Consider the following 17832-nt stretch of genomic DNA (forward strand, 5'->3'; position numbering starts at 1 on the left):
ATTTCTAATTTTTTTGCTCATTTTCCTCAATTATCTCTTTCTCCAAACTTTTTTGTTTTTCCTTTTCTGCCCTGATTTTTGCTTTTTCCTTAAGAATCTTTTCTTTCTCTATGATTGCTTTTTCTTCAGCACTGCGGTGAAAAAGCTCCCGAAATTTATTGTAACTCATCGTCAAAATAAAGGCAAGTCCCGTCTCTACAACCTGTCCTGCAATGGCAACCTGATATTCATTTTTTCGGTAGGCGCGAACCATGTAGCGTCCGTCCCTGGTAAGTTGATAGTCCAACGCAACGTCACCGGCAATATTGGTAACATCTTCGTTGGCCCGTTCTTGGCCTTCGACTCCAAAACTGCTTCCCACTGTTATTTTGATTCTGTCATCAAAAAGTTTTTTAGAAACACCAACATTCAAGTCGGTTCTGTTTTGCATCGTCCCGGAAGTGTAATCTTCTGTCGATTCCAAATCAAATTCCAACTGGATTCCCGATATTAAATCCCCGGCAAGATCATTTAATTGCTGAGAAAGTATTTTGCTTACACTTTGTCTGGCCAACGATTCGGCACTGGTTCCGCCACTTTCACTGGCAAAAGGATTCTCGCCAATAAAACGATTCAACAACAAAAGAGCAAAAACCTGTTTGTTTAATTCCGCAGGTTCTTGTCGCAACTGTTCCAGTTTTGCCTGGGAAGCCGTCACGATATCTGAGGAAACACCATAATTTCCATCAGGCAGAATAATGTCGAACGTGATTTCGGGTTTCAACAATTCACCATTCATTTTCAAGATGGTCTGAAACGGAATTTTTTGTTTGTAAGTGTTTTTTACGGTTGGGCTTACAGTTCCCAACTGGTTTCCAAGTAAATTGATTGGCGCCGTTTCCACTTTATAAATGGCCGTGATTCTCAAAGTGGCCATAGTTGGCTCGCCATTCCAAGTAATGGAACTTCCTTTTTGGATTTCAAATTTTCGTCGGATCATGTTGAAATTCATTTCGTAAGCACCTTCCGTGAATTCATATTTACCCGTTAAAGTCGTTTTTCCAGATGGATCAATGCCTCCGGTGAGTTCGGCTTCGCCTTTAAGATTCAGGTAATCTCCATTTCCTTTGTCGATAACCAAAGTAAGTTCGGCTTCTTTCTCGATTGAAATATCAACACTCACATCCATGCCAATTAAGGCGGATTGATTGAGTTTTTTCTGCAGGGCGTCTGTTTGTTTCAGATACAAATTATCTTCGTCCACAAACTCCACAATTCCTTCCCTGTCAGCAATGGAAGGGTCGGATTGGGGTAAAACAACCGAAAATTTGGTACCTTCTATTATTTTGATGGTTCCGCCAACAATCGGATTGTCAATCGTTCCATTGATGTTTAATTTCGTGTCCAAAAATAAATCTCCATAAAACAAATCATTGTCGGCAGCTTTAGAATTGATGGCCCTGAAATTATTGGCAACAAGGGTCAAGCCAAAGTCAAAATTCCTGAAATCCGCAGAATGAATCGTTCCGTTTACTGTTAATTCATTGTCATTTTCATCGTATAAAGTGAAGTTGTCAAACGCAATTGTTTCATTTTGAAATCTGACTTTTTCATCAGTGACTTTGAACAAAGAGTTTAGTTTTGTGGTTCTGAAACCGGTGTCATTAAAGTTTAATTCGCCATTTAATTTTGGAGCATCGGTATTTCCCGTAATCTTGAAATTCCCCGATAAATATCCTGTTCCGTCTTTAATATGATCCATACTGAACCCTTGAATGCTTTTGACGTTTAACTTGTTCATGTTTAGGTTAAGGTCAAAAGTACCATCGTTAATTTTGTAAGTCCCGAGCAGGCTAACGTCGTTTCCTTCTCCGCTAAGCACAACATTTGTAGTCAGTAAATTATTGGTTTTGTTGTCCACTTTTATCGCAATGTCACCAACAGCTTCGCCCTTAAAGGCAAATTTGTCAATTTTTAAATCCGAGGTAAAAGTTGGATTTGTCATCACGTTTTCCACCAAAGCGGAACCGTTTATCAAACCTTGCATCAACAATTTGTCTTTTTTGACCATATTCAAAATCGTCTCAATCTTGAAATTCACGAAATCAATCTGCAGTGGCGCATTGTCCTGAGTGCCTTGCGACTGGATTTTAAGTTCGTTTCCGGAATTGTCCAAATAAAATTGGTTGACGTAAAGTCGTTTATCGCCAAATTCAATGGCATTTTCGGCATTGATATTCCATTTGTCATAATTGAGCACAAAATTTTTGGCATCAATTTTCAATATGTTTTTGGAATCATCATGACGCAATTCGCCAGCAATAAAATATTGTTGTTTGTCTTTTGTGTCTTTTACTTCAAGAGCATAAGAAAGAAGATTGTTTTCCATTTTTCCGGATAAACTGGTATGCGGAAGTTTAATTTGTCCGCTTTCGATTGTGGCCACGGAAAATTGGTATTCCAAAGCATTTCCTTTGTTTTCAATATTTATTTTCCCGTCGGCAATGGTGTTGTTGTCATACACAATTCTGGGAATCGTTCCTTTTACTTCCAATGAATCGGTGACATTATTGTATTTTCCGGTGATGTTAATGGGTTCCAATCCTGTCAGTTTTGGAAAAATTTTAAAAAGGACAGGATCGTTGTCTACAGACAATTTAAAAGTTAATTGTTGTTTTTCATTTGATGCAACTTTAGTTTTTGCATTCCCTAAATAAATGTATTTTGACAATGTTTTTTTTACGGTTGCTGCCAATGTGGTCAGCTTGTATTTCCCGTCAACTTCGGCTTTCAGAAATTGGGAACTTATTTTGATGTTGTTTTTTTCATTGTCAGCGAAAGCCACAATTTTAATAGAATCCAGCACGACAGCTTGTGTTTCCTGCAAAATTTGGATGTTGGAAAGGGAAATCTCCCCGTTCAAAAAATCTGGATTGGTATTGGCAAGATCCGCATCGACATTTCCGCGTAATTTCATCGGACCAGCGTGAAGATTCAGTTTTTGAAGATCGGCAATATCCAGATTTAATTTTAATTGTACCGATGGATATTTGTCTTTTGCATTTCCGTTGGCAACCAAATCAAAATGCAAATTCGGGTCTTTCATTCCAGATTTCACATCGAATAATCCGTTTTTGATATTTCCTTTTAAAGTTAAATCTCGATAGGTGTATTTATTGAATTCAGCTTTTTGGACAATTCCATCCAGTTCTGCCTGAGCCGTTTTTGGGTCTAATCCTTTGCCTTTTACTTTTGCATTAAGCGTAACTTTCCCCAAAGAATCATTTTTTATGAAGCGGCCTAAATCAAAGTCGAGCAAGGAAACGGTCGCATCGTATTGTTCTTGATTTTTAATGCGTTGGTCATACAAACCATCGACTTTGGCATTTCCGAAACTGCTGTTTAAAGCCAAATTAGTCTTGAAATTCTGAGCCGAACCTTTAAATTTTCCTTGGACATTAAACTGCGACGGTAATTGAATAGTTTTTGGTACCGTTCCTGCCGGAACAAACGAAAGAACATCTTTGGCAGTGCTGGAAAATTTCTTGATATCCAAATCATAATAGGCTTTCTGGGCATCTGGCAAGCCTATAATTCTGCCTGAAGCGGAAACTCTGGTGTTTCCAATACCGCTCATTTCAAACTGCGGAATATTCAAGTCTTTTATTTTTCCGTTCAAACGCGCATTCAAATACGCAATGGCATTTGGATTGCTTTTAAACGGATTTTCTTTGGGCAAATATTGGCTAAATAGTAAAATGTCTTTAAATCCAACTTTTGATTGAATTAAATTGACGTCCAAAAAGAGGTTTTCGGAATTCTTTTTTAAGGCAGCAATCGAAGGATAACCAATTTTAATGCTGTTTTGCAGCAGCGTTTGCGGTGTTTTTAAATACAAATGATTCAAATATGCCTTTTTTGGACCATAAAAGAAATCTGTTTTTAAGGCCTGAATTTGCAACCCGCTTTTTTCAATTCCCACAAGTGATTTTATGTTTCCCGTGGTAGTGTCATTTCTATAATACAGTTTTTCTGCTTTAAGATTGAATTTGTCCAAATCAAGATGATTGAAATCAATTCCTTTTGGGATGGGTTCGGACTGCATATCGTCATATTTGAAGGCTATATTTTGCAAATCGACAGCATTCAATTTTATTTTCCAACCCGTTTGGGCTATGGAAGTAGTGTCTAAATTGGGAGTGATGAGTTGTCTGTCATTTGTGCCCAATCGCAAATTTCCTCTCCCGTTTTTTAATTCGAAAGTGTCGAAATCCAGGAATTGGTTGTTCAAATCAATTTGGTTGACGGATAATTCCAAATTGCCCAAAAAGATTCCCGAACCCAATTTGGAATCCTTGTTGTCATAAGAAACATCAATTTTAGACAAACTGATTTTTCCCAATTTCAAACTGAAATCTTTTCTTTTCGAAATGGTGTCCAAGGTATTTACGGATACTTCGGCAATTTTTTCGACAGCATCTTGATTCAAAACCAATTTCAAGCCATCTAAATCAATATTTGGAACGTCAAATTCCATTTTATCCAAATCGAACTTCTTGAATTTGGTGTCAAAGTGGACGAGTTTCACGCGAAGATCATTTCTGGAAAAATCATCCTTGAAATTAAAATTTACATTTTCGAGATTGATGTTTTCGACCGATATTTTGAATGGTTTACTATTTGGATCCTCCGGTTCTTTTGATTCGAATGCCTTGACGATGTAATCAAAATTATAAACACCGTTCTTGTTTCTGGAAATATTGGTGGTAGCATTTTGCAGGGAAACAGAATTAATCTCCAATTCACTGCTTAGGAGTTTGAATAAATCAATGTCAGCTTCCAATCGTTTGCCGCTTAACAAGGTGTCTTTTTTCTGGTCTTCAAAATAAAATCCTTCCAGAACAATTTCTTTTGGAAAATTAACGTCAATTCGGTCTAAAGAAACTTTGGTTTTGATTTTATTTTGCAAATAAGAAATGGCTTTGTCTTTTGCATAATTTTGGATGGAAGGAACCTGAATTAATATTGCAAGAAGGAGTAAAAGCGCAGTTATCGAAACAACACACCAAATCAACACTCGCAGTGTTTTTTTTAGAAAATGAATTTGTTGGGTATTCATAAGTCAATAAAACACTTTTAGATTCCATCAGTATTGATAGATTAGACGTTCTTGTTCAACGTACAAAATTGTAAAAAATGTAGCTAAATATTTTACATAATTACTATTATTTATTGTAAAATTTTTGTTTTAACGATGTGTTTTAAATAGGTTGTATGGAAAAAGGCTTCAAATTATCATAACTTCTCTTTCAGATATTTAGCGGTAACTGATTTTTTCATTTTCAGGATTTCTTCGGGAGTTCCTTCGGCGAGTAATTGTCCGCCATTTTCGCCACCTTCAGGACCTAAATCAATAATCCAGTCGGCACATTTTATCAGATCTAGATTGTGTTCAATTACCAAAATAGAATGCCCTTTATCAATCAAGGCATCAAAAGAAGCCAAGAGTTTTTTGATGTCGTGAAAATGCAATCCGGTTGTAGGCTCGTCAAAAACGAAAAGCGCTTTTTCTTTGGTTGCACCTTTAACCAGAAACGAAGCCAGTTTGATACGTTGCGCTTCTCCACCAGAAAGGGTAGAAGAGGATTGTCCCAATTGCACATAACCCAAACCAACGTCTTGTAGCGGTTGCAGCTTTTGTATAATCTTGGTTTGTTTGTTGGCAGTAAAAAACGAAATCGAATCATCAACGGTCATCGTCAGAATGTCGTGAATGTTCTTGCCGTCGAAAGTGACTTCCAGAACTTCTTTTTTGAATCTTTTGCCATTACAGGTTTCGCAATGCAACTGCACATCCGCCATAAAAACCATTTCAACGTTGATGGTTCCTTCGCCTTTACAAGTTTCGCATCTTCCGCCATCGACGTTAAATGAAAAATGTTTGGCTTGATAACCTCTGATTTTTGATAGTTTTTCTTTGGCAAACAATTCCCGAATATCGTCATAGGCCTTGATATACGTTACGGGATTCGAACGGGAACTCCGCCCAATCGGGTTTTGATCCACGTATTCGATATGCTGAATTTTATGGTAATAGCCACGCATTTCGGTAAATTGTCCCGCTTTTTCGCCAACACCATCCAACTTTTTCTGCATTGCCGGAAACAGGATTTTTTTGACCAAAGTACTTTTTCCACTTCCAGAAACTCCGGTAATTACTGTCAAACATTCCAAAGGAAATTTGACGTCTATATTTTGTAAATTGTTTTCTCTCGCTCCCAGAATTTCAATGTAATTGCTCCATTTTCTGCGAATACGAGGTGTTTTAATTTCTAATTCTCCATTCAAATATTTTGCTGTTAGTGAACTTGATTTCAGTATTTCGTCGAAAGTTCCCTGAGCTACCAATTCACCACCAAAAGTTCCCGCTTCCGGACCAATATCAATAATCATGTCGGCGGCTTTCATAATGTCTTCGTCGTGTTCGACCACGATAACGGTGTTTCCTAAATCACGCAAAGACTGCAATACTTTGATTAATCTTTCGGTATCTTTTGGATGTAAACCAATACTGGGTTCGTCGAGAATATACATCGAACCCACTAAACTACTTCCCAAAGAAGTCGCCAAATTGATACGTTGCGATTCACCGCCAGAAAGTGTAGCAGAGTTTCTATTTAACGTCAAATAGTCCAAACCAACTTCCGTCAAAAATGACAAACGGTTATTAATTTCCAATAACAATCGTTTGGCAATCTGTTGTTCGTAAACATCCAAATCGATGTTTTTGAAAAAAGTAACCAAATGTTTAATCGGTAAATCAACCAAATCCGAAACGGTTTTGGAATTGATTTTCACGTAAGAAGCTTCGATTCTCAAGCGTTTTCCCTTGCAGGAATTACATTTGGTTTTGCCACGATAACGCGAAAGCATTACCCGGTTTTGTATTTTATAATTTTTGTCTTCCAATTCCTTGAAGAATCCGTTCAAACCTTGAAAATAGCTGTTTCCTGTCCAAACCAAATCTTTCTGCGCATCGGAAAGTTCAAAAAAAGGCTTGTGAATCGGGAAATCAAACTTGTAAGCGTTATTGACCAATTCATCACGAAACCAGCTCATGCTTTCACCACGCCACGGATAAATGGCGTTTTCAAAAATGGATAATGAAGTGTTGGGAATGACTAATTCTTCGTCAATTCCGATGATGTTTCCGTACCCTTCACAAACGGGACAAGCCCCATACGGATTATTGAAACTGAACAAATGGACATTTGGTTCCAGGAAACTGATGCCGTCCAATTCGAAATTATTACTGTAGGAGTAGCGTTTGTGCGTATTCAATTCCTGCAAATGGCAAATTCCTTTTCCTTCATAAAAGGCAGTTTGTACCGCATCGGCAAGACGGTTGTAGAATTCTTCCTCGTCTTTGACAACAATTCGGTCGATGATAAGAAGAATGTCCTTGTTGTCTAAAGTATGGGCTTCAATGTCATCAAGGCGAATAGTTTCATTGTTGACCAATATTCTTGAAAATCCCTGGTTGAGCAAGGCTTTTAATTTGTCTTCCAAAGCTCTTCCGTTTTCCAGATGAATAGGAGCGAGGAGCAACCATTTGCTGTCTGCCCCAAATTCTTTTACGTCTTTGATAACATCAGAAACCGTATTTTTTTTGACTTCTTGTCCCGAAATTGGGGAAAAAGTTCTCCCCACTCTGGCAAACAATAATTTGATGTAATCGTAGATTTCAGTCGAAGTTCCAACGGTGGAACGCGCATTGGTCGTGTTTACTTTTTGTTCGATGGCAATCGCAGGCGCAATTCCCTTGATGTATTCTACCTTTGGTTTGTCCAATCTTCCCAAAAACTGACGGGCATACGAAGACAAACTTTCCACATAGCGGCGTTGTCCTTCGGCATACAAAGTATCGAAAGCCAAACTTGATTTTCCGGAACCCGAAAGCCCGGTGATGACCACTAATTTGTTTCTGGGAATCGCCACATCCACATTTTTTAAGTTGTGAACTTGTGCTCCTTTAATGATGATGTTTTTCTTTGGATCTAGTGTAGAAAGGTCAATTTGCATGTGAAAACCGAATTTTCACAAAAGTAATCAATTTTAAAATGAGAATTGTCATTGAATTATTCCCAATTTTTCAAGTAGTTTTTGAAGTTTTTAAAAACCATGAAAAATTCTGGTTATGGGGCTATGTAACGGTTTTATTGAAAAAAAAGTATGTTGCTAGTTGACGGTATTTTCATTTTTTTTTAAATCTGTTAATTTTATTGGTTTTAACTTGCATTTTATTGTAATTAATTGTTAAATTTGACCTATAAATAACTACAAAAAAACATTAGCCTATACTATAGAACTACTTTTTAGAAGAAATTGCTTCAATTTTTATTAAAAAAAACTAAAAGGTATAACTATGGCTGATATTCAACATTCAGACGCTTTATTGGTAAAAAAATACGTTGATGGCGATGAAAATGCCTTGACCGTATTAATCAATAGACATCAATCGAAAATTTTCGGTTTTATTTATTCAAAAATCTCTGACAGAGACATTTCGGATGATATATTTCAAGACACTTTTATTAAAGTCATACGTACTTTAAAATCAAAATCCTATAACGAAGAAGGCAAATTCCTGCCTTGGGTAATGCGAATTGCACACAACTTGATTATTGACCATTACCGAAAAAACAAAAAAATGCCAATGTTCCGAGAAACTGAGGAATTTTCCATTTTCTCGATAATGAGTGATGATTCGCTTACGATAGAAAACAAAATTATTCAAAATCAAGTTGAAATTGATTTGAGAAAACTGATCGAGGAACTTCCTGCCGATCAAAAAGAAGTTTTGGTGATGCGAATGTACCAAGACATGAGTTTCAAGGAAATCTCAGAAATAACGGGGGTTAGCATCAATACTGCCTTAGGCAGAATGCGTTACGCTTTGATGAATATGAGAAAAGTTATTGATAAACATCAAATTATTTTAACGAATTGATACTATAGTGCAAATTTTTGCGTTGTAAATAAAAACAAAAAATTTACTTCTCTATGGCAAAAATTTACTCTAAGAAACCATCAGTTGTCAACAAGATGGAACCCAAAAAAGAAACGATTTCTTTTTTATTGAATTATTCAAAAGCGCTTAGCGTAATAAAAGTAAAAGGTAAAACTTTCGAAATTATAGCTAATTAAAAAAAAACGTCCCGAAATTATCGGGACGTTTTTTTATGGTATTCCTCCAAAACAGATTTTTTGCCCACCGTTTTGGTGATGATGTCTTTCTCTAAATCCCAACCTCGTGCCGGTGAATATTCCCGTCCGTACCAAATCATTTGCAGGTGTAGATCATTCCAGGTTTCTTCTGGAAAAATGCGTTTGGCGTCTTTTTCCGTCTGGGTCACGTTTTTTCCATTGGATAAATTCCATCGGTACATCAATCGGTGAATGTGCGTGTCCACCGGGAAAGCGGGAACTCCAAAGGCTTGCGACATCACGACACTCGCCGTTTTATGCCCCACGGCCGGCAATTCTTCCAAAAATTCAAAACTCTGCGGCACTTCGCCACCGTGTTTGTCAATCAGGATTTGCGACAAACCGTGGATTCCTTTTGATTTCATTGGCGACAAACCGCAAGGTCGAATGATTTCCTTGATTTCTTCAATCGACATTTTCACCATGTCATGTGGATTGTCGGCTTTGGCAAAAAGCAGGGGAGTGATTTGGTTGACGCGAACATCCGTGCATTGGGCCGAAAGCAAAACCGCGATCAACAAGGTGTAAGGATCTTTGTGGTTCAAAGGAATTGGAATCTCGGGATACAATTCTTTTAACGTATTAATAACAAACGTCACGCGTTCTTGTTTGGTCATTTTAGCTTAAATTTGAATCGTAAAGAAAAGGAATTTCAATGGCAAAGTCAATGGCAAAATTCAATTTCAATGGCAATATCAAATTCAACAACAATTTAAAACTTCTAACCTCTAACTTCTAATCTCAAACTTCAAATGACGACATTAAAAAAAGGGGACAACGCTCCCAGCTTTTCAGGAATTGACCAAGACGGAAACTCCCATAAATTAGCCGATTACAAAGGAAAGAAATTGGTGGTTTTCTTTTATCCAAAAGCGAACACGCCGGGTTGCACCGCAGAAGCTTGCGATTTGAGAGATAATTTTGAACGTTTTCAAGCCAATAATTATGCGCTTTTGGGGGTTAGTGCCGATGCTGCCAAAGCCCAAGCCAAGTTCAAGGAAAAATACGATTTTCCGTTTCCATTATTGGCAGACGAAGACAAATTGGTTATTGAAGCCTTTGGTGTTTGGGGACCCAAAAAGTTTATGGGAAGAGAATATGACGGCATCCACAGAACCACCTTTGTCATTAATGAAAACGGCATCATCGACGAAGTAATCTCGGATGTAAAAACCAAGGCTCACGCTGACCAGATTTTGAAGTAATATTTAGTTTGAAGTAACAAAAAAACGCCAAGGAAAATATATTTGTTGGCGTTTTTGTTGTTGCAAACGGCTGTCATAAGCAAAGTGAATTAATTTAGGATTTATTAAAGGTTGTGTTCACGGGTACTCCCTTTACCAGGGTCTGATATACGACACAGTATCTTTCGGTAAGTTTTGCAAGTGACAGCATTTGCTCTTCAGTGGCATCAGTTTCAAGATGGAATAAAAGACGAATTGAAACGAAACCAACAGGAACTTCCTTTGAAACTCCAAGTGTTCCCCTGAAATCTAGGTCGCCTTCTGCTTTTACGGTACCATCCTTTATTTCAATTCCAATTGCTGTTGCTACTGCTTGGAGCGTAACACCTGCACAAGCCACCAAAGCCTCCAATAACAAGTCCCCACTGCAAGCCAACATTCCAGTGCCACCAGTAGCGGAATGAAGTCCCGCTTCAACCATTGCTTTTCCGGTTTCTACTTTGCAAGAGATTCCTTCTCCAATTTTCCCGGTCGCCTTCAATGTTATGATTGCGGTTTCAGGTTGTTGACGATACTTTTCTTTTAATGGAGCTTGGATGTTTTTTAGTTCTTCTGCATTCATCTTTTAGTTCTTTGATTTTACTGTACAGCAACAATTACTTATAATGTTATGTTACAGTGAGTTTTGAACTAAATTAGTATTATTTTTCGGGTTTTACAAATCATACCAAATACAAAACCAATTTCAAATTAAGCCTAAAACCCAAATTGCTTGTAGCGTGTGTTAGCTGTAGTACACTTATTTACGAAGAACTCCTTTGAAAACTTTTGCGAATTTCTCAAAAGCATAGTTTTCATTTTTAAGCTTTTCAAGTTCAACAGTTGTTTGACCTTTTTGAATAATAAAATTTCTCTCGGTATCAGCGAACTTTTGATTTGTAAAAGTAAGATCTCTATCTTTTCCAAAATTTATCGCAGTATATAAGCTAGTAAATTTTAGTTCAATATTAGTCAATTCGTTTTGATAATATTTGACATCGTTAATATTTAGTTTGTATAATTTCAAGAAGAAAAATGCAAATATTTCGATAAAAACAATAAATGAAATTCGAGGTAAGTAATGTAATAGAATTGACTCAATACCTGGTTTTATTTCACTATCGGTAAAAACAATATAACCTAATCCAAATAAAGCTATCATTGTCATAAATGAACCAATTATCAAATTAATATTAGATTTTCTGTCTAATTTAGATATTTCTTCTAGTATTCTTTCTTTTAATCTTCCGTTAAAACTTATAAGCTGATTTATTTGGCTCCTTTTTTCTGAAGATATTTCCTTAGTGAGATTTATGTTTAATTCTTTAAAAAAGTCAGAATTTATATTGTCGATAAAAAGCTTTTTAATTTTCTCATCATCAATATGAAAATTCATATTACTAGTCTCCTGTAGTTTCTTAGATAGGGCGTCAAAATTCTCCTTGTTTTCATATTCTTGTCTTTTCAAGATATAGTTGAATTCGTCAATTACTTTTCTAATTCCTTCCAGATTTTTTTCCTCATTAACTTCTGATGGATTTAATTCTTCTTTAGGATTTTCATATCTGCCTTCTAAATAGCTAAACATCATTAGTGCTAATGAAATTATTAGAAAAACCCCGCTTACGACTTGAATTATCATCTTTGGGTCTACTTTTTCTATAGAAAAGTGGTCAAAAACTCCTGTTGAGGCAAGGATTATAAAAAAATAGCTAATGATAAATAATAGCGCGGAAATTCTTCCAGTTTTAGATTTTAGTAATTTGCTAATTGCTGGTACAATTATAGGTTTTTTCATAGATGTTGTTTTTGTATTACAGCTAACTTGTATATACTACTGACGTTTGTCAGACTTATTACACCAATTTTGGGTAGATATGTCTGATAAGTTTCATTGTTTATTGGTTATCAAATATAGGATATTTATTTCAAAAATCACTAAAGAGACTTTTTATAATTGGTAGACGAAGACAAATCGGTTGTTGATGAAAAACATCATCGATGAAGTAATTGCCAATTCGAAATAAAACAAAAACGCCAAGAACATATATTTTCTTGGCGTTTTTGTTGTCTAAAGTTGGAAAGATGCTAATTGCTTGGTTCTAATAGTGTATTTGGGTTGTATCCGAAAAGTGATTTTTTCTTGATGATTTCGGCAACTCCGGGAGGAAGCATCGATTCCCAACCGGGTTTGTTTTGACCAATCATTTTCAATACTTGACGAGAGAAAACCTCCAAGTTTTCGGGATCAAAGTTGGTGATGTCCACCACTTTGCCGTTGAATTTGAAAAATTTGTACAATTCCTTCATTCGAGGATGAACTTTCAATGTTCCAGAATTCATGATTTCACCGTTTTCGCCAATCATTGGGTACAAGTACACTTTCATGTCTCGGTAGAATAATTTTCCGAAGGCTTCCAAGATTCCACCGCTCAAATGGCGATAGTATTTTTCGTCAAAAATATCCACGAGGTTGTTTACCCCCATTGCCAATCCCATTCGGGCTTTGGTATAGTTGGAGAAATATTCGACCACTCTATAATATTCCTGAAAATTCGAAATCATTACGGTTTGTCCCAAGGAACAAAGCAATTCGGCTCGATCCATAAAATCTCTTTCGTCTATTTCGCCATCGGAACGCAAGTTGGACAAGGTGATTTCAAAGATGACCAAAGTGTTTTCGGCATCGACCTTGTTTTCGTTCAGGAACATTTTCAGGGACTCTTTGTACATGTCCATATTTACCTTGGTCACGGGGCGGAAACTCCCTCTCAAAGTAAGAATGTTTTTTTTGTACAAGATGGCTGCCGGCAGCACGTTTCTGGCTTGAGGGTCAAATATCACGGCATCCGTCATTCCATTTTTCACCAATTGCAAACTCATCAAACGATTGTCGACAGTTGCAAAACAAGGTCCGGAGAAATTGATGGTGTCTATTTCCAGCTGGTCTTTGTCTAAATGGTCGTATAAATAGCGTAGGATTTTCTTGGGATCGTTGTGTTTGTAATAAGCACTATAAATTAGATTTACCCCAAGAACCCCTAATGTTTCTTGTTGCAATCGCACATCGGTTTCTTTAAAACGAATGTGGAGAATAATATCGTTGTAACCTTCGTTGGGTTCGATTTGAAACCGAATGCCTACCCATCCGTGTCCTTTAAATTGTTTGGCAAAGTCAATGGTGGCCACAGTATTGGCATAGCTGAAAAACATTTTGTTGGGATGTTTGGCTCTGCTTAATCGTTTTTCGATTAGATTTACCTCGTGGGAAAGCATTTTTTTGAGACGACTTTCCGTTACATAGCGACCATCGGCCTCGATTCCGTAAATTACGTCACTAAAGTCTTTATCATAAGCAGATGTTGCTTTTGCAATCGTTCCAGAAGAACCCCCAGCCCTAAAAAAATGTCTCACTGTTTCTTGTCCAGCACCAATTTCGGCAAAAGTCCCATAAATGTTTTCGTTTAAGTTGATACGAAGGGCTTTGTCTTTGATGGAAGGGATTTGTTCGATGACTCTGTCACCCTTGAGTTTTATCTTTTTATCCATATTATTCGAAGTATAGGGATTATTTCTACAAAGTTAATTAATTAGGCTTCTTGTGAAAGAGAAATTAATCCTATTTTTGTAAAATAATTAGCAAATATCGTGCTAGATGAAAGTATATTTTTTAGGAACTGGAACATCACAAGGAATCCCCGTAATTGGCAGTAATCATCCGGTTTGTCTAAGCACTGATTTAAAAGACAAAAGACTCCGAGTTTCGATCTGGATTCATTGGGAAAATCATTCGTATGTCATCGATTGTGGCCCCGATTTCAGGCAGCAAATGTTGGTTTCGAATTGTCAAAAAGTGGATGGAATTCTTTACACCCACGAACATGCGGATCATACGGCTGGATTGGATGACATCCGTCCGTTTAACTTCAGGCAAGGTGATATCCCAATTTATGCCCATCAGCGCGTTATTGATAATTTGAAACTGCGATTTGACTACATTTTCAAAACCGAAAACAGATATCCCGGAGCACCTTCCGTACTACCTATTGAAGTGGTCAACAATCATCCTTTTCCCATTGGAAACAAGACGGCAATTCCCGTAAACGTGATGCACGGAAATCTTCCCGTTTTTGGATACAGAATAGATGATTTCGCTTATTTGACCGACGTAAAAACGGTACATAAAAGCGAAATCAATAAATTAAAAAACCTGAAAGTATTGGTCGTAAATGCTTTGCGAGAAGAACCACACGACACACATTTTAATTTGGAGGAAGCCTTGGATTTCATCACTTTGATAAAGCCTGAAAAAGCCTATCTCACGCACATTAGCCACATTATGGGTTTTCACGAAGAAGTGCAAAAAAGACTTCCGGAAAACGTTTATTTGGCTTACGACAACTTGGAAATTACTCTTTAATCTTATTAGAAATGAAAAAATCATTATTGCTTTACCTTTTTATTCTTGTGCTACTTTTGAATGTTTTTACTTTTATGTATTTCAGTAAAGAATTGGCTTTTGAAAAAGATAAAAGCGCCAGAACGGAAGCGAAATTGAAGAAGAATTTAGAGGCTGCCAATGCCAAACTGGCCGATGTCAATTATTTTTCTTTGGAAAATAATGAAAATGCCCAGAATTATTTCAATCCCGAAACTGCCACCAAAACGATTCAGGTTGAAAAGTTGATTCCTGTTGTAACCGAAAAACTAATGGATTTTAATGCCAATCCTAAAGGAAATCCTTATGTTGGCCAAGATCAAATTGGAGCCAATAAATTTATTGTCAATAAAGTAAAAGTCTTGAACCACCGTTGGATAATTGTCGATTTCAGCGATGGAGAATATTGGGGAGAAGCTTTAATCAAGTATTTTGTCAATGACGATGAAACGGTTTCTTTCGAAACATTCCAATCTTTGTTGTACCAAAAATAGTTTTTCAATCGCAGTTTTCAGTCTCGGTAAGCACTGTAAACTGCGACTGGAAACGGACACTATTTTTCAAGAAGCCAATTCTTGAAGTCATAAAAATTTTGCGGAGAAACTCCGTGACCAATTGGGTATTCTTTGTAAGTCGAATTGATGCCTAAATTTTCCAAGAAAGGTTTTGCTTTTCGTCCCCATTCCACAGGGATTACCTGATCCACGATTCCATGGGAAGTGAATATTTTTAGATTCAAAAAGGAATTTTTCAGATAGTTTTCCTCTAGAATATCTGTATTTAAATAACCACTCATTGCCACGACTTTTTGCACTTTTTCAGGATGCGAAAGCGCCACTGCATAACTTAAAATGGCTCCCTGGCTAAAACCAATCAAAGTCACCTTTTGAGAATCAATAGGATAATTAGCTGCCAATTCATCAATAAACTGGGCAATTGCATCTCTGGAACTTCTAGCTTGGTCGTTGTCGGAAAACTTGTTTTGGTCGGCATCAAAGTTGATGGCATACCAAGCATAACTTCCGTATTGAATGTCGTAAGGAGCACGAGCCGAAACAATATAATATTCATCGGGTAGTTCCGTGGCAAACGAAAATAAATCTTCTTCGTTGCTGCCGTAACCGTGAATCAATACTAAAAGTGGATTCTTGTCGAGTTTTATTTTGGGTTCTCTTACGAGGTATTCTAAAGATAAATTCATAGTAAATATTTAATCTAATTCTTGTCAAGTCGAGCGCAGTCGAGACTATACGCTAGGTCTCGACTGCGCTCGACTTGACAAAATCCTTGTTTAATTTTTAAGAAATGCTTTGAAACCATTTTTGGAAATAATTTCCCAACAAAGGAATTGGTTTTGTTTCGCCATTGATGGCACTGAAAATGCCGTAAGTCCATAAAACAGACAGGAAAACCCACATGGAAATTGAAATCATCGGACTGTCAAAATTACTGATGATTAGTCCCAATGAAATAAAAGTGAGCGACAATCCCAATGCCTGACGAATGTGGAAAGAAGCATAAGAACTTTTTTCTTCTCCGCTGTTCATCGACATCGCAATAAAAACTCCAATGATTAAAATATAGCTTGTTATCGCGGCTGTTTTTCCTTTTTCGATACTGTTGTTTTCCATTTTATTTAACCTAAAACTAATTTCCCTTGATTGTAAATTCCGTATGCTTTTCCTTTGGTTTCCGTTCCCAGAAAAGCGGAGTTTTTAGATTTAGACAAAATATTTTCGTTGGTAAAAATGCTTTTTCCTTCAGGATTGAATAAGCTGATGTTGGCGATTTTACCTTCGGAAATGGCTTGAGATTCAATTCCAAAAGTAGCTTTTCCAGAAGTTAATTTTTCGATCACTTTTTCCAAAGGCAATACGGTCAACAAGGCACCAAAAGCACTTTCCAAACCGATTGTTCCGTTTTTGGCCAAATCAAATTCCATTTTTTTGTGTTCAATGTCAATCGGATTATGGTCGGTTGTAATCATGTCAATCGTGTTGTCCAAAATTCCGGCAAGCAATGCTTGTCTGTCGGTTTCTGTTCGTAACGGTGGCGAAACTTTGCATCTGGTGTCAAAATTTTCCAGTTTTTCATCTGTTAGAACCAAATGATGCACTGCAACGCTGCAAGTAACGTTCAATCCCTTGGCTTTGGCCTCTTTGATTAATTCCACTGATTTTGCAGTTGAAACGGTTGGAATATGCAATTTTCCGCCAGTGTATTCGAGTAGAAACAAGTTTCTGGCGATTTGCAATTCTTCGGCCAGGTTTGGAATTCCTTTTAATCCCAATCGGGTCGAAACGATGCCTTCATTGGCAATTCCGTTTCCTTTTATGTTGGAATCTTGGGCGAAAGCAATGACCACTCCATCAAAATCCTGAACATATTGCAAGGCTATTTTTAGCAAATTGGCGTTGTCCAAACTCTTGTTGTAATCTCCAAAAGCTACAGCTCCGGCATTTTTCATATCGAATAATTCCGCCATGTCTTTTCCTTCGCTACCTTTGGTCAAAGCACCAATTGGGGAAAGTTCGGTAGCAAAACCATTGGCTTTACTTTTTACAAAATTAATTTGTGATTGATTGTCAATAATCGGGTAGGAGTTGGGTTGTAAAGCAATGGCTGAGAAACCGCTTTTTGCTGCAACATTTAAACCGTTAGTAATGGTTTCCCTGTCTTCAAAACCAGGTTCTCCAAGGGAAACGCTGCTGTCGAACCAACCTTGTGAAATATGCAAATTGTCCAGTTTAACTTCCTCGGCATTATCTGGATTGGGAAGTGAAGTTCCTATTTTTTTGATGCTGCCATCAACAATTAAAATATCAACGGTTTGGTTGTGAAAAGGACTTTCGGAATCGATAATTTTGGCTTCCCGGATGATTGTGTTCATAGTGCTTTCTAATTATTGAATATTTTTTTTGCCAC

The 17832-nt window shown here is 37.0% G+C and carries 14 protein-coding genes; 5 read left to right on the forward strand and 9 right to left on the reverse strand.

Annotated elements, in window-relative coordinates; genetic code table 11:
* Nucleotides 1-4 precede the first annotated feature (4 nt).
* Together BUC16_RS06945 and uvrA are read right to left on the reverse strand one after the other, a co-directional pair.
* On the reverse strand, nt 5-5098 hold the full coding sequence (locus BUC16_RS06945; RefSeq protein ID WP_073369233.1) for a translocation/assembly module TamB domain-containing protein: 5094 nt from the start codon (nt 5096-5098) through the stop codon (nt 5-7).
* Nucleotides 5099-5274: 176 nt separating this feature from the next.
* On the reverse strand, nt 5275-8061 hold the full coding sequence (uvrA, locus tag BUC16_RS06950; protein WP_073369235.1) for an excinuclease ABC subunit UvrA: 2787 nt from the start codon (nt 8059-8061) through the stop codon (nt 5275-5277).
* 343 nt (nt 8062-8404) lie between these two features.
* Here uvrA and BUC16_RS06955 point away from each other — a divergent pair, with 343 nt between their 5' ends.
* On the forward strand, nt 8405-8989 hold the full coding sequence (locus tag BUC16_RS06955; RefSeq protein WP_073369238.1) for an RNA polymerase sigma factor: 585 nt from the start codon (nt 8405-8407) through the stop codon (nt 8987-8989).
* 53 nt (nt 8990-9042) lie between these two features.
* Nucleotides 9043-9186: a hypothetical protein gene (locus tag BUC16_RS17730; protein WP_170860858.1), complete on the forward strand. Its 144-nt coding sequence runs from the start codon at nt 9043-9045 to the stop codon at nt 9184-9186.
* A gap of 17 nt (nt 9187-9203) precedes the next feature.
* Here BUC16_RS17730 and BUC16_RS06960 read toward each other — a convergent pair whose 3' ends face one another.
* Nucleotides 9204-9863 carry an endonuclease III domain-containing protein gene (locus BUC16_RS06960; protein ID WP_073369240.1) on the reverse strand — a complete coding sequence of 220 codons (660 nt, stop codon included), beginning with the start codon at nt 9861-9863 and terminating at the stop codon, nt 9204-9206.
* 135 nt (nt 9864-9998) lie between these two features.
* On the opposite strand from BUC16_RS06960, the gene bcp reads away from it, so the two are divergent.
* On the forward strand, nt 9999-10451 hold the full coding sequence (bcp, locus tag BUC16_RS06965) for a thioredoxin-dependent thiol peroxidase (protein WP_073369242.1): 453 nt from the start codon (nt 9999-10001) through the stop codon (nt 10449-10451).
* 94 nt (nt 10452-10545) lie between these two features.
* On the opposite strand, the gene BUC16_RS06970 is transcribed toward bcp, so the two are convergent.
* From BUC16_RS06970 to BUC16_RS06980, 3 genes are all read right to left on the reverse strand, one after another.
* On the reverse strand, nt 10546-11052 hold the full coding sequence (locus tag BUC16_RS06970) for an OsmC family protein (protein ID WP_073369244.1): 507 nt from the start codon (nt 11050-11052) through the stop codon (nt 10546-10548).
* A gap of 177 nt (nt 11053-11229) precedes the next feature.
* Nucleotides 11230-12267: a hypothetical protein gene (locus BUC16_RS06975; RefSeq protein ID WP_073369246.1), complete on the reverse strand. Its 1038-nt coding sequence runs from the start codon at nt 12265-12267 to the stop codon at nt 11230-11232.
* 290 nt (nt 12268-12557) lie between these two features.
* The gene (locus tag BUC16_RS06980; protein WP_073369247.1) at nt 12558-14018 is read right to left on the reverse strand and encodes a nicotinate-nucleotide adenylyltransferase; all 1461 of its coding nucleotides are present in this window, start codon (nt 14016-14018) and stop codon (nt 12558-12560) included.
* 106 nt (nt 14019-14124) lie between these two features.
* Here BUC16_RS06980 and BUC16_RS06985 point away from each other — a divergent pair, with 106 nt between their 5' ends.
* Together BUC16_RS06985 and BUC16_RS06990 are read left to right on the forward strand one after the other, a co-directional pair.
* Nucleotides 14125-14889: an MBL fold metallo-hydrolase gene (locus tag BUC16_RS06985; protein WP_073369249.1), complete on the forward strand. Its 765-nt coding sequence runs from the start codon at nt 14125-14127 to the stop codon at nt 14887-14889.
* A gap of 11 nt (nt 14890-14900) precedes the next feature.
* Entirely contained in the window at nt 14901-15401 is a 501-nt protein-coding gene (locus BUC16_RS06990) for a hypothetical protein (protein ID WP_073369250.1), read from the forward strand.
* Between the two features lie 59 nt (nt 15402-15460).
* Here the strand turns inward: BUC16_RS06990 and BUC16_RS06995 are convergent, their stop codons facing one another.
* The 3 genes from BUC16_RS06995 to BUC16_RS07005 form a co-directional block, all read right to left on the reverse strand.
* Nucleotides 15461-16108 carry an alpha/beta hydrolase gene (locus tag BUC16_RS06995; RefSeq protein ID WP_073369252.1) on the reverse strand — a complete coding sequence of 216 codons (648 nt, stop codon included), beginning with the start codon at nt 16106-16108 and terminating at the stop codon, nt 15461-15463.
* Nucleotides 16109-16205: 97 nt separating this feature from the next.
* Nucleotides 16206-16538: a hypothetical protein gene (locus BUC16_RS07000; protein ID WP_073369254.1), complete on the reverse strand. Its 333-nt coding sequence runs from the start codon at nt 16536-16538 to the stop codon at nt 16206-16208.
* Between the two features lie 5 nt (nt 16539-16543).
* Nucleotides 16544-17797, reverse strand: a complete 1254-nt coding sequence (locus BUC16_RS07005) for a dihydroorotase (protein WP_073369256.1) — start codon at nt 17795-17797, stop codon at nt 16544-16546.
* Between the last annotated feature and the right edge of the window lie 35 nt (nt 17798-17832).

The sequence above is a fragment of the Flavobacterium fluvii genome, from assembly GCF_900129545.1.
Lineage (GTDB): Bacteria > Bacteroidota > Bacteroidia > Flavobacteriales > Flavobacteriaceae > Flavobacterium > Flavobacterium fluvii.